The organism is Enterobacter huaxiensis (genome assembly GCF_003594935.2).
Taxonomy (GTDB): domain Bacteria; phylum Pseudomonadota; class Gammaproteobacteria; order Enterobacterales; family Enterobacteriaceae; genus Enterobacter; species Enterobacter huaxiensis.
In genome coordinates this window covers 3,651,770-3,665,068 of sequence record NZ_CP043342.1, presented here as the reverse complement: position 1 = coordinate 3,665,068, position 13,299 = coordinate 3,651,770, and the positions used below count along the sequence as shown (strand labels likewise).

11 protein-coding genes are annotated in these 13,299 nt (G+C 55.5%); 4 read left to right on the top strand and 7 right to left on the bottom strand.

Annotated features, from left to right (window positions below):
- Positions 1-89: 89 nt before the first annotated feature.
- Positions 90-3,176 (top strand): beta-galactosidase, encoded by a 3,087-nt coding sequence (locus D5067_RS17520; protein WP_119935270.1) that lies wholly within the window; start codon positions 90-92, stop codon positions 3,174-3,176.
- Positions 3,177-3,219: 43 nt separating this feature from the next.
- On the opposite strand, the gene pdeB is transcribed toward D5067_RS17520, so the two are convergent.
- On the bottom strand, positions 3,220-4,785 hold the full coding sequence (gene pdeB, locus D5067_RS17515; RefSeq protein ID WP_119935269.1) for a cyclic di-3',5'-guanosine monophosphate phosphodiesterase PdeB: 1,566 nt from the start codon (positions 4,783-4,785) through the stop codon (positions 3,220-3,222).
- A gap of 234 nt (positions 4,786-5,019) precedes the next feature.
- On the opposite strand from pdeB, the gene D5067_RS17510 reads away from it, so the two are divergent.
- Positions 5,020-5,280, top strand: coding sequence for a type B 50S ribosomal protein L31 (locus tag D5067_RS17510; RefSeq protein WP_119935268.1), 261 nt, complete (start codon positions 5,020-5,022; stop codon positions 5,278-5,280).
- Positions 5,281-5,282: 2 nt separating this feature from the next.
- The gene (ykgO, locus tag D5067_RS17505) at positions 5,283-5,423 is read left to right on the top strand and encodes a type B 50S ribosomal protein L36 (RefSeq protein ID WP_003859006.1); all 141 of its coding nucleotides are present in this window, start codon (positions 5,283-5,285) and stop codon (positions 5,421-5,423) included.
- On the opposite strand, the gene D5067_RS17500 is transcribed toward ykgO, so the two are convergent.
- Positions 5,420-6,130, bottom strand: coding sequence for a GNAT family N-acetyltransferase (locus tag D5067_RS17500; RefSeq protein WP_119935267.1), 711 nt, complete (start codon positions 6,128-6,130; stop codon positions 5,420-5,422). The genes ykgO and D5067_RS17500 overlap by 4 nt on opposite strands.
- A 101-nt stretch (positions 6,131-6,231) precedes the next feature.
- Between D5067_RS17500 and pdxR the strand changes: the two genes are divergently transcribed.
- Positions 6,232-7,692 carry a MocR-like pyridoxine biosynthesis transcription factor PdxR gene (gene pdxR / locus D5067_RS17495; protein ID WP_119935266.1) on the top strand — a complete coding sequence of 487 codons (1,461 nt, stop codon included), beginning with the start codon at positions 6,232-6,234 and terminating at the stop codon, positions 7,690-7,692.
- On the opposite strand, the gene D5067_RS17490 is transcribed toward pdxR, so the two are convergent.
- From D5067_RS17490 to acrB, 5 genes are all read right to left on the bottom strand, one after another.
- The gene (locus tag D5067_RS17490; protein WP_119935265.1) at positions 7,664-8,131 is read right to left on the bottom strand and encodes a YlaC family protein; all 468 of its coding nucleotides are present in this window, start codon (positions 8,129-8,131) and stop codon (positions 7,664-7,666) included. The genes pdxR and D5067_RS17490 overlap by 29 nt on opposite strands.
- Positions 8,132-8,241: 110 nt before the next feature.
- Positions 8,242-8,799 carry a maltose O-acetyltransferase gene (gene maa, locus D5067_RS17485; RefSeq protein WP_119935264.1) on the bottom strand — a complete coding sequence of 186 codons (558 nt, stop codon included), beginning with the start codon at positions 8,797-8,799 and terminating at the stop codon, positions 8,242-8,244.
- A gap of 210 nt (positions 8,800-9,009) precedes the next feature.
- Positions 9,010-9,228, bottom strand: coding sequence for a hemolysin expression-modulating protein Hha (gene hha, locus D5067_RS17480; RefSeq protein WP_119935263.1), 219 nt, complete (start codon positions 9,226-9,228; stop codon positions 9,010-9,012).
- Between the two features lie 27 nt (positions 9,229-9,255).
- Positions 9,256-9,630, bottom strand: a complete 375-nt coding sequence (gene tomB / locus D5067_RS17475) for an Hha toxicity modulator TomB (RefSeq protein ID WP_119935262.1) — start codon at positions 9,628-9,630, stop codon at positions 9,256-9,258.
- 511 nt (positions 9,631-10,141) lie between these two features.
- Positions 10,142-13,288: a multidrug efflux RND transporter permease subunit AcrB gene (gene acrB / locus D5067_RS17470; protein ID WP_119935261.1), complete on the bottom strand. Its 3,147-nt coding sequence runs from the start codon at positions 13,286-13,288 to the stop codon at positions 10,142-10,144.
- Between the last annotated feature and the right edge of the window lie 11 nt (positions 13,289-13,299).

Below are 13,299 nucleotides of genomic sequence, written 5' to 3'. Positions count from 1 at the left end.
GACTCGCTGTTAAGAGATCGAACGCTTTACCCGCGTGGTTCACCAGGGCATGTTGGCTAAAATTGTGAGCGCTTCGCAAAGAGGTTAACATGTCCAACACATCGCCGCTGACCCTCAGCGCACTTCTGGCTCGTCGTGACTGGGAAAATCCCGGCGTCACCCAATGGAACCGTCTGGCCGCACATGCGCCTTTACACAGCTGGCGCGATGCGTTGTCTGCCAGAGAAGAGAGCGCGTCACCCAGCAGACGTTCGCTTAACGGAACCTGGCGCTTTACCTTCTTTAGTGCACCAGAGCAGGTACCTGAAGCCTGGATCACGGAGGATGGCGCGGATGCGGTCGCCATGCCCGTCCCGTCGAACTGGCAGATGCAGGGCTTTGATACCCCCGTCTACACCAACGTAACCTATCCAATACCGGTAAACCCTCCATTCGTTCCGGCAGAAAACCCTACCGGTTGTTACTCGCTCACATTTGAGATGAATGACGAGTGGCTGGAGAACGGCCAAACCCGTATTGTCTTCGACGGGGTGAATTCTGCGTTCCACCTGTGGTGTAACGGACGGTGGATAGGCTATTCGCAGGACAGTCGCCTGCCCGCCGAGTTTGATCTCTCAACGGCGCTGCGCCCTGGCCAGAACCGCCTGGCGGTCATGGTTCTGCGCTGGTGTGACGGAAGCTACCTGGAAGATCAGGATATGTGGCGCATGAGCGGTATTTTCCGCGATGTGACGCTGTTGCATAAGCCTGAAACACGGATTGCCGACTACCACACGGTGACCGATCTGAACGCCGAGTTCGACCGTGCGGTGCTGAAGGTTGAGGTTGCGCTGGCAGGTAATCGCTACGCGGAGTGCGACGTAGCGTTAACCCTGTGGCGCAACGGCGAACGGTGCGCCGCCGCGACTCAGCGGGCAGGATCCGCCATCGTGGACGAGCGCGGAAACTGGGCCGAGCGGCTTACGGTCGCGATCCCCGTTAAGGAACCCGCGCTGTGGAGCGCCGAAACGCCGGAGCTTTATCGCCTGACGATTGCGCTTCTGGATCCCTTGGGTAAGACGCTGGATGTGGAAGCCTGCGACGTGGGTTTCCGCCGCGTTGAAATCAGCAACGGCCTGCTGAAGGTGAACGGAAAACCGCTGCTGATCCGCGGCGTTAACCGCCATGAGCACCATCCTGAGCACGGTCAGGTGATGGATGAAGCAACGATGCGCCACGATATTGAGCTAATGAAACAGCATAACTTTAACGCCGTTCGCTGCTCGCACTACCCAAATCACCCCCTCTGGTACAGCCTCTGCGATCGCTATGGTTTGTACGTTGTCGACGAGGCCAATATCGAAACCCATGGCATGGTTCCGATGAGCCGTCTCTCTGACGATCCTCGCTGGCTGCCTGCCATGAGCGAGCGCGTGACACGCATGGTGCAACGCGATCGCAACCATCCGTCGATCGTCATCTGGTCGCTGGGGAATGAATCCGGGCACGGCGCGAATCACGATGCGCTATACCGCTGGTTGAAAACCACCGACCCGACGCGTCCCGTCCAGTATGAAGGCGGCGGGGCCAATACGGCGGCAACGGATATTGTCTGCCCGATGTACGCGCGCGTCGATCAAGATCAGCCGTTCCCGGCGGTGCCGAAATGGTCGATTAAAAAATGGATCGGAATGCCGGATGAAGCGCGTCCGCTGATCCTGTGCGAATACGCCCACGCCATGGGCAACAGCTTCGGCGGCTTCGCCAAATACTGGGAAGCATTTCGCAGCCACCCGCGCCTGCAGGGCGGGTTTGTCTGGGACTGGGTCGATCAGGCTCTGACGAAAAAAGATGAAAACGGCAACGCCTTCTGGGCCTACGGTGGGGATTTTGGCGATAAACCGAATGACCGACAGTTCTGCCTTAACGGACTGGTGTTCCCCGACCGTACGCCGCATCCGGCGCTCTATGAAGCGCAGCGTGCGCAGCAGTTCTTCACCTTTACGCTGGTGAGTACTCGCCCGCTGGTGGTTGACGTGCACAGCGATTACCTGTTCCGCCAGACCGACAACGAGCTGCTGAAGTGGTCCATCGCGCGGGACGGGCAGGCGCTGGCCTCCGGTGACGTTGCGCTCTCCGTCGCCCCGCAGGGCACTCAGCGTCTCGAGATACCGCTGCCTGAGCTTACGGCCGAGCAGGGTGAACTCTGGCTGAACGTGGAGGTGGTCCAGCCGCAGGCAACGCCGTGGTCACCGGCCAACCACCGCTGCGCGTGGGATCAATGGCCGCTTCCGGTACCGCTGTACATTGCGCCACGTCAGCCTGCGGGCATCCCGCCGGTCCTGACCATTCTGGACGACGTGCTGGAAATAACCCATGGGCAGCAGCGCTGGCAGTTCAGCCGTGCGTCAGGAAATCTTACTCAGTGGTGGAACAAGGCGTCGGAAACCCTGCTAACGCCGCTGACGGATAACTTTACCCGCGCGCCGCTGGATAACGATATTGGCGTCAGCGAAGCGACCCGAATTGACCCGAACGCATGGGTCGAACGCTGGAAAGCGGCGGGAATGTATGAGATGTCTGCGCGCGTGCTGGCGTGTGAAGCGGAACAGCATGCCGGAGAGGTGGTAGTGAGAACGCTGCACGTCTGGGAACATGGCGACAAAGCGCTGTTTGTGAGCCATAAACTCTGGCGCGTGGATGACCGCGGCGTGCTGCACGCTGACGTGCAGGTGCAGGTGGCGTCCGATATCCCTGAGCCCGCGCGCATTGGCCTTAACGTTCAGCTGGCGCAGACGCCGGAAAAAGCAAGCTGGCTGGGGCTGGGCCCGCTGGAGAACTATCCGGACAGGAAGCTGGCCGCTCAGCAGGGGCGCTGGGAATTGCCGCTGGCTGCCCTGCAGACGCCTTACATCTTCCCGACGGAAAATGGCCTGCGCTGTGATACGCGCGAGCTCGCCGTGGGTGCGCACGTGCTTCAGGGGAACTTCCACTTCTCGCTGAGCCGCCACGGCCAGCAGCAGCTGCGTGAGACAACGCACCGGCACCTGCTGCGCGACGAGCCGGGCTGCTGGCTCAGTCTGGATGCGTTCCATATGGGCGTTGGGGGAGATGATTCCTGGAGCCCAAGCGTTTCGGCGGAATTTATTCTGCCAGACCGGCAGCTGCGCTACGCCTTTAGCTGGCGTCAGGCGTAATCGTCCCGACGGTGCGGCCACGCTCTGCGGCCGCACTGCGGGGCTAGCCCGCGTTCGTCTCAAGGTTATTATCGGCCCAGAGAATAAACTCCACTTTTGGCAGCGCCTTGCTGTAGAACCAGCCCTGACCGTACTGCACGCCGTGGCGATGCAGCCAGGCCAGCTGACCTTCCGTTTCGATCCCTTCGGCGACCATTGCCAGATTGAGTGATTTCGCCATTTCGATGATGTGCGGCGTCACGTTCTTATACTCCAGCGCATCCACGAAGGATTTATCAATTTTCAGCGTATCCACGTCCAGATCCTGCAGGTAGCTGAGGCTGGAATAGCCGGTTCCGAAATCATCGATGTAGACGGCATGGCCGGCGCGCCGGAATGCGGCGATGGCCGGCGCGCTGATTTTCGGATCGGCAAAGCCGCGCTCGGTTAGCTCAAGGGCGATTTGCTGAGGCTGAACCTGCCAGTGGTTCAGGAGCCGGCTTAACAGCGGCGGCAGTTTGCCGGAGATGAGATCCGCGGGCGCGAGGTTAATGGAAACATGCTGATCGGGATGCAGGTGCAGCCAGCTGCCCATATCCTCGAACACTTTTTCGATGATGAGCCGGGTCAGGTCTGAGATCAGTCCCGTTTGCTCAGCCAGGGAGACAAATATGTCGGGAGACAGGCTGCTTCCGTCCGGCTGCGGCCAGCGCGCCAGCGCTTCTGCCCCCACCAGTTTTCCACTGCTGAGCTCAACGATGGGTTGATAGTGAACCACAATCTCCCGGCTGTTTATCGCATCCATCAGCCGGTTGCGGGGGGACTGAATGCGGCGAAGGATCCGCAGGACAAAGAGCGCAGCGACCAGGCTAATCAATATGCCAAAGGGTAGCCAGAAGAGGAGCTGCTGATGCCAGGTTTCCGCCAGCGGTTTTAACGATGCCCACGCCACGACGTTGAACCCCAGCTCAGGAACGGGCTTCAGTATGTACATTGACCCGTTGTATTGAATGCTTGTGTTTTCCCGATCCTTGATGAGGTCGCGGATATGCGGATCAAGCCTATTGCTGCTGGCGAAAACAAGATGGGTCGCGCTGCCCACCAGCGCCGCTTCCATCGCAATCTCGCCGAAGGGGATCACGTCCACCAGCGAGGCGGGATCTATCATGACCAGGTAGTGGCCTTTTCCCAGAACGGCCATGTAGCGGTTAAAGCCCAGATCGTTTTGCGGGGTGATCCACGCGCTGTAACCATCTTCGGTAATGCGCATGGGGGGCGGAAAGGCCGGAGCGTTGCTGGCCTGTTCCAGAGAAGAACAGAGCGGCTTCAGGTTGTCGATATAGATCACTTCCTGAACATAACGCCACGAGAAGGCGACCCTGCGCATTTCCCGTAGGTGCAGGTGGCTGCAGGGACCCCCTTCAAATCTTTGCAGCTGAGTGAGCGCTTCCTTGGCCTGATCGACAACCCGGTCTGAGCGTAAGAGCACCCGCGAGGCATAGTTATCCAGCGCATCTACAAATTTATCTTCAGCCTGGCGATGTGCCAGCCAGATACTGAGGCAAATCGGTACCAGCACAGAAAAGATCAGTATGCCTGTGACCAGGCTAACCAGATGTCGGGTTCTCATGCAGCCGTTTCCTTCCTCAGATGCCCGCTCCCGGGGGCACAGAGTTTGCTCGCCAGTGGAGAAAGATTTTATTGCGAAATGATATAGTTATAGCATGTGAAAGTCTTAGAATTCGTTTGTGCAGGGGGAAATCAGAAAAAATTTCGGGTTTGGGATACCCGCCGAGGGGTTGTTTTTGCAGCAAGGCTCGGATATTATTTTTGTTATGTTATAACAAAACATAAAGAGTCTATTATGAAGCCTGATATTCACCCAGCCTATCGCACCGTGGTGTTTCACGACACCAGTGCAAATGAATACTTTAAAGTCGGTTCAACGATTAAAACGGACCGTGAAATTACGCTCGACGGTGAAACGTATCCGTACATCACCATCGAGGTTTCTTCAAAATCGCATCCGTTCTATACCGGTAAGCAGAAAACGTTCTCCACGGACGGCAGCGCGGCGCGCTTCCGCAAGCGTTTTGGCGGCTTTATTAATGCGAAGCGAGGTTAATCATGCAGGTGCTTAACTCACTGCGCAGCGCGAAGCAGCGCCACCCGGATTGCCAGATAGTCAAACGCAAAGGGCGTCTGTACGTCATCTGTAAATCCAATCCACGCTTTAAAGCCGTCCAGGGTCGTAAAAAAAGACGCTAAAAGCCGGTCTTACGCCAACTTTCCAGGGATCTTCTCTGCGTGCCATCGGCGGTAAAATTGTCGGTGGCAAGCCAGTTCTCAAACGCCTTGGCCAGCGCTGGCCACTCTGCGTCGATGATCGAAAACCAGTCGGTATCCCGGTTATGGCCTTTTATGACCAGCGCCTGGCGAAAGCGCCCTTCATACTGAAAGCCGAGACGCAGCGCGGCCCTGCGTGAGGGTTCATTCAGGCTATTGCACTTCCACTCATAGCGCCTGTACCCCAGCGTGTCGAAGACGTACTGCATCAGAAGATATTGCGCTTCCGTGGACATCGGCGTGCGGCTTAACAGCGGCGAGAAATGCACATGGCCGACTTCCACCACGCCATTTTTAGGATCAATGCGCATCAGCGCCAGGGTTCCCACCGGAGAGTGGGTCTGGTTATCGAATACGGTGAAATGCATGGGGTCGGGGAGATCGCTTACGCCCGCGACCCACTGGGAAAAATCGGCCGCCGTTGCGTCCGGCTCGCGCAGCAGCCATGTCCAGCTGCGGGTGTCTTCTGCCAGATGATAGGCACGGAACAGGGCGTCCGCATGATCGACGCGCAGAGGTTCAAGGTAACAATAGCGGCCCTTTAGCGTTACGCGCGAAGGCGGCTGGCGCGGCTGCCAGTCGATAAGCGCTTCGCCAACGGGCTGCCCAAACTGATTGAATGTATTCATCTTAATTTCCATGTCGGTGCAATGAAATCCAAGATTAAGTAATTACTGGTTCCTTAAGAAGATCCAGTGAAGTATGTTCTTGTGGTACCACGGAGGCGAATATGAATATACCCGGCGATGAATTTTATGCCCTGTTAAATGCCGCACTGAACAAGCGTGAGGAGGAGAGCCTCCAGCGCACGCTTTATCTTGCCCTGAGGGAGATGATCCTGCAGGAACGATTGCAGGCTGAAAGTCGCTTACCGGGATCCCGCATCATTGCGCAGCAGCTTTTCGTTTCTCGGAATACCGTTAACGCCGCGCTGGAACAGCTCACGCTTGAAGGGTATTTACTGCGCAGCCGACAGGGGACGCGCGTGGCGCAGCTGGCGCGCAGGGCCAGGCAGCAGGCTTTTCCTGAACTGACCGTCTCGCTTGCAAAACGGGTAGCACTTCTGCCTGCTCCGACCCCGAGAGGTACGCCCGTTCCGGCTTTTACGCCCGGCACGCCTGCGATTAACTATTTTCCCCTGCCGCTGTGGCGGCGCTTGTTCGATCGCGTGCTGCGTGAAGAGGGAAGTGCGCTACTGGGCTACGGAGACCCTGCGGGAGAGCCGTCTCTGCGAAGGGCGATAGCCCGCCATCTTGCGCTGTCGCGCGGGATAGACTGTGACGCCAGCCAGATTGTGATTACCGAGGGTGCGCTGGAAGGGGTTAACCTCTGTACACAGCTGCTGAGCGAGCCGGGTGACGCTGTATGGATTGAAGATCCCGGATACGCGGGAGCAAAAAGCGCGTTTGCGAAATCCGGCTTAACCATGTACGGCATGCCGGTGGATGACGAAGGTATGAACTGGGAAGGGAGACAGGTTTCGCCTCCCTCGTTTATCTTCACCTCACCGTCGCATCAGTTTCCCTGTGGAAGCGTATTAAGCGCCCGTCGGCGTCTGGCGTTACTTGAGCTGGCTAAAGAGCATAAGGCCTGGATTATTGAGGATGACTACGACAGCGAATTTCGTTACGCCGGGGAGCCTGTGCCTGCCATGTTGGGCATGTTGAAAAATGCGCCCGTGGTCTACCTTGGGACGTTCAGCAAAACGCTGTTTCCCTCGCTGCGCATCGGCTTCATGGTTTTACCTTCTGCGCTGGCAGAGGCCGCGCGCCCGGCAATCGGCTCTTTACTGCGAGGGGGACACCGTGCCGAGCAGCGCACGCTGGCCCTGTTTATTGAAGAGGGCCATTACGCCCGTCATCTTGCTGCCATGCGTCGACTGTATCGTAAACGCTACCGGCAGCTGCGCGAGGTGCTCAGCGCTGAGCTGCACGTTTCGCACCGCGTGCTGGCAGGGGAAGGGGGGATGCATCTGACGGTGGCGATTGACGGGATAGATGACAAGGCCATTGTTCAGCAGGCCAGCGCCTTTCAGCTGGCGCCCGCGGCCTTAAGCGGGTACTACCTTGATACGAAGCAGGGGCAAACCGGTCTGGTCATGGGGTATGGCAATACCTCTGCTTCACAGTTCACGCCGGGCATTCGACGTTTACAAACGTTGATTACGCAGCAGCGGGGCGGGAAAGCGTAAAGACGTCGTAGAACGACAGCTCGCCTTTCGTCGACACCATTTTCTGCAGCTTCTCTTTCTGAACGGGTTCGACTGCCGGTGAATGCAGAATAGTGTCGATCAGTTCAGAGGGCACAAAGCGGGTGTTATACCACTCGCCGTTATAACAGACGCGAAAATCAAGCACGTCGATGTCTTCATAGCGGTAGCGCGGGTTAACGTCGAAAAAGAAAAACGCATTGAACACCACAAACAGCACAACCAGCAGCCAGACGGAATCTACCAGCGTTTCGGACGTGAGCATAACGACAAGCGTTGCCAGCAGGGCGGCGTACATCGCGACAAACAGGCCAGGATGTTTGCGAATAAAGCTGATGCTAAAGCGCGGGCGATTATCGCGCTTTTCGCGGGTATTCAGATCGTCGATGGTGGCGGTAAGCAGGCGCTGTATCTCGGTCATTTTTAACCTTCATGAATGTTGACAATACAGGGGATCTGCCTATTTTAGGAGAGCCGTCAGATCGAAAAAAGTAACAGTTACGAGGTGAAAAACCATAACAGTTACGCGCTTTACGCCTCCAGCATTTTAACGATCCTCGCCGGATTCCCCCCCACCACGGCATTTGCCGGCACATCTTTGGTGACAACGGCGCCTGAGGCCACAACAACATTATCACCGATGGTTACGCCAGGATTAATCACCGCACGTCCGCCGATCCAGACGTTATGACCAATGGTCACCGGTTTACCGTACTCAACGCCGCTGTTGCGTTCAGACGCATCAAGAGGATGGGTGGCGGTATAGATATGTACGCCAGGCGCGAGCATGCAGTTGTCGCCAATCGTCACGGGACAGACGTCCAGTATCACGCAGTCAAAATTGGCATAGAACGCTTTGCCCAGGAAAATATTGTAACCGTAGTCACAGCGGAAGCTGGGCTCGATGTAGGCACCGTCACTTTGTCCGAGCAGCTCGGCCAGCAACGCTTTGCGTTCTGTTTTCTCGTCGGGTGCAGTGTGGTTATAGCGATGGATCAAATGGCGGGCGCGCAGGCGGTCTTCTCGTAAGGTGGTATCGCCCGGGCGGTAATGCTCGCCTGCAATCATCTTCTGCTTCTCTTCGCTCATGGGAATGTCTCTGAAATGATGGATTCCCCTAGAGTAAAGGGGAACAACAGGAAAGGGAACGTTCCCGGAATTTCTGTGTGATAACAATCACAACTTAGTTGCCGATAAGCGCACTTCAAGCGGGGGCCCGTCTGTCACACAGGGATCGTAACGCGAAGGTAAATTTTGCTAAATGGGTGACGTAGAAACTCTACAGACACACTTCAGGAATTAACGAACAAATTTCCACACAGAAGTAGGGATTTTGTCATAAAGTTTATTCATTGTTAGCTCAGCAAGACGATGGTCAGCGGCTGAATAAAATACCGCCAGTTCATTATCAGGTAGCTCGTATTTATTCTTTTCAATTACGCGTTCGAGCGTGTCGATTGACTGACAGCGTCGCAGACGCATCAAATAATCGACTTTTGTTAATGGTTTATCAGACATAAATTCACCTTGGTAATTGTAATAATTTTAACAGGAAAGGCTAACAGGGTTCGCTCTGCTTGCGTTAAGGAAGCAGCGAAATAGTCGGTTTCCTGATTTACGCCATTTCTGCAAATCCTGTGCGTTAATGCCGTAGCTGCTGAACAACATAAAGGTGTCGTCCAGGTATTCGTCAATTTGCTCAATCAGCTTATTATCTTCATTGTACTTAATTTTATAATTAAGTGCGAAGGTCGCGATATGCTCTATCAGCTCGTTTAGCTGTAGATTGATGGCAGACGTTGGGTCATTTACCCAGCCATGGTTGCTTTCATCAAGATTGGCAAGGCAGTCATGGTACAAGGATTCGCAGAGAAATTTCAACTGCGCGATATCATGCCTTTTTGGCGAGTACTCGTCCATAGCGCATCCCCTTCTGAGTGATTTCTTACTCACCGAACATCATTGTCGGGATGGATACAACTAACTTAGCCACACGGGTGCTGTGTTCCTGATAACTCTAACTATAAGCCACTCTGATCAAGATTTCACCGCGCTATTACGAAAAATTACAATTAAAACGCGATGCTGCGAGGAGGTACGCAAATGTTCATCGTGGCAGGAAAGACACGATCGTTAACGCAGCCATTTTTTACCGCCACCTTACATTTCATCCAGTTAACATTTTCGTTCAATTGAAGTCTTTTTTCAGACTTTATCTATACGGGGCTGTGGGTTAGGAATATTCCTAATAATTTTTGCGGTGAAATGAAATTAAAAAAAGCGTTAGCTCTACGATTAAGTTTTCCGGTAATTATGATAGGCCTAATAACGATGGCAGAAAATAAATAGACCGACAATAAGCGTATTTTATGATTTTTTCTGCAAATGAAAAAGGCCGCTAATGCGGCCTTTTGATCGGATGAAACCGGTATCAGTGATGATCTACTGAATGATTGTGCTCGATATCTTCATTCTTCCGGCTGAAGCGGCGGCGAACCACCACGAAGAACACCGGTACGAAGAAGATCGCGAGAACCGTCGCGGTAACCATCCCGCCCATTACGCCAGTACCTACGGCGTTCTGTGCACCGGAGCCTGCACCGGAGCTGATAACCAGCGGCATTACCCCAAGGATAAACGCCAGTGACGTCATCAGGATTGGGCGCAGACGCATGCGAACCGCATCAAGCGTTGCCTCAATCAGGCCTTTGCCTTCTTTCTCCATCAGATCTTTGGCGAATTCCACGATAAGTATCGCGTTCTTCGCCGACAGGCCAATGGTTGTCAGCAGGCCCACCTGGAAGTAAACGTCGTTGGTCAGCCCACGGAACGTTGCGGCAAGCAGCGCACCGATAACCCCGAGTGGAACCACCAGCATAACGGAGAACGGAATCGACCAGCTCTCGTACAGTGCCGCCAGACACAGGAACACCACAATCAGTGAGATGGCGTACAGGGCAGGGGCCTGGTTACCGGAAAGACGTTCCTGATAGGACATACCCGTCCAGTCATAGCCGATACCCGCAGGCAGCTTCCCGGCCAGTTCTTCCATCAGGTTCATGGCTTCACCGGTGCTTCGGCCTGGCGCGGCCTGACCGAGGATTTCCATGGATGGCAGCCCGTTATAGCGTTCCAGACGCGGCGAACCGTATTCCCAGTGCGACGTTGAGAAGGCGGAGAACGGCACCATCTGCCCGTTGCTGCCGCGAACGAACCAGGTGTTGATATCGTTCGGCAACATGCGGTATTCCGCTTCGGACATCACGTACACTTTCTTCACGCGACCACGGTCGATGAAGTCGTTAACGTAGCTACCGCCCCAGGCTGCGCCCAGCGTGGTATTGATGTCGCTAATGGATACGCCCAGCGCCTGTGCTTTTTCCTGGTCGATGTCGATCTTGTACTGCGGGGTATCTTCCAGGCCGTTAGGACGCACGCCAACCAGCAGGTCAGGGTGCTTCGCAACTTCACCAAACAGCTGGTTACGCGCCTGCGTCAGTTTTTCGTGACCCAGACCCCCCTGGTCGATTAGCTGGAAGTCGAAGCCGGTCGCGGTACCCAGTTCAACAATCGCTGGCAGGTTAAAGGCGAAGACCATCGCATCTTTAATCTGCGAGAAGGTGCCCATTGCGCGGCCAGTGATCGCTTCTACTTTATTCTCATCGCCCGGACGATCCGCCCAGTCTTTCAGAGAAACGAAGGCAATACCGGTGTTCTGACCACGGCCCGCAAAGCCAAAGCCGTTAACCGCAAACACGGATTCAACGTTCGCTTTCTCATTGTTGAGATAGTAGTCGGTCACTTCATCCAGCACTTTCTGGGTACGTTCTTGCGATGCGCCCGCCGGGAGCTGTGCCATCGTCAGGAACACGCCCTGGTCTTCATCCGGCAGGAACGAGCTTGGCAGACGAACGAACAGGAAAGCCATGCCCACCACGATGATGATATAGAGCAGCAGATAACGACCGGTGCTGCGCAGGATGTTGCCCACGCTGTCGGTGTAATGGTGCGTGCTCTTCTCGAACATGCGGTTAAACCAGCCGAAGAACCCTTTGTGCTCGCCGTGGCCGCCTTGCTGAATCGGCTTCAGCATGGTGGCACACAGGGCAGGCGTCAGGATCAACGCGACCAGTACAGACAGCGCCATCGCGGAAACGATGGTGATGGAGAACTGACGGTAAATCGCACCGGTGGAGCCGCCGAAGAAGGCCATCGGGATAAATACCGCGGACAGTACCATCGCGATACCGACCAGCGCGCCCTGGATCTGGCCCATGGATTTACGGGTTGCTTCCTTCGGCGGCAGGCCTTCTTCCGCCATCACACGCTCAACGTTCTCTACCACCACGATGGCGTCATCCACGAGCAGGCCGATGGCGAGCACCATCCCGAACATCGTCAGGGTGTTTATCGAGTAGCCAAATATGGACAGGATCGCGAAGGTCCCGAGCAGTACAACCGGCACGGCGATGGTTGGGATCAGCGTCGCACGGAAGTTTTGCAGGAACAGGTACATTACCAGGAAGACGAGAATAATCGCCTCAACCAGGGTTTTTACCACTTCGTGAATCGAGATTTTAACAAACGGCGTGGTGTCGTACGGGTAAACGATTTTCAGACCTGACGGGAAGAAAGGTTCCATCTTCTTCAGCTCTGCACGAATAGCCGTTGCGGTGTCCAGGGCGTTAGCACCTGTCGCCAGTTTGATACCCAGACCGGAAGCCGGTTTACCGTTGAACTTCGCGATAATGTCGTAGTTCTCACCGCCCAGTTCCACTTTCGCCACGTCGCGCAGGCGAACCTGAGAACCGTCCTGATTCACTTTCAGCAGAATTTTGCTGAACTCATCTGCGGAGGTCAGACGCGTTTGCGCGATGATGGATGCGTTAAGCTGCTGGCCTTTCACCGGCGGGGTACCGCCGAGCTGACCGGCTGCAACCTGGGCGTTCTGCGCTTTAATGGCGCTGATCACGTCGACCGGCGTCAGCTGGAAGTTGTTCAGTTTGTTCGGGTCCATCCAGATACGCATCGCGTACTGAGAACCGAACAGCTGTACGTCACCCACACCCGAGGTACGGCTGATGGCGTCCTTCATGTTGGCGCCCACGTAGTCGGAAATATCCTCCTGCGTCATGGTGCCGTTGGTGTTGATAACGCCAACAACCATCAGGAAGCTACTGGACGATTTCTCGACGCTCACGCCCTGCTGTTGTACTTCCTGCGGCAGCAGCGGCATCGCCAGCTGCAGTTTGTTCTGCACCTGAACCTGCGCGATGTCAGCATCCGTACCTGACTGGAAGGTCAGGGTGATCTGAACAGTACCGGTTGAGTCACTGTTTGAGGACATGTACATCAGGTTATCGATACCGTTCATGTTCTGTTCGATAACCTGCGTAACGGTATCCTGCACCGTTTTCGCATCAGCCCCAGGGTAGGTTGCGGAAATTGTTACCGCCGGTGGCGCAATCGTTGGATATTGCGCGACGGGCAGCTTCAGGATCGCAAGTCCCCCTGCTAGCATGATGATTATGGCGATCACCCACGCAAATATGGGGCGATCGATAAAGAAATTAGGCATGTCTTAACGGC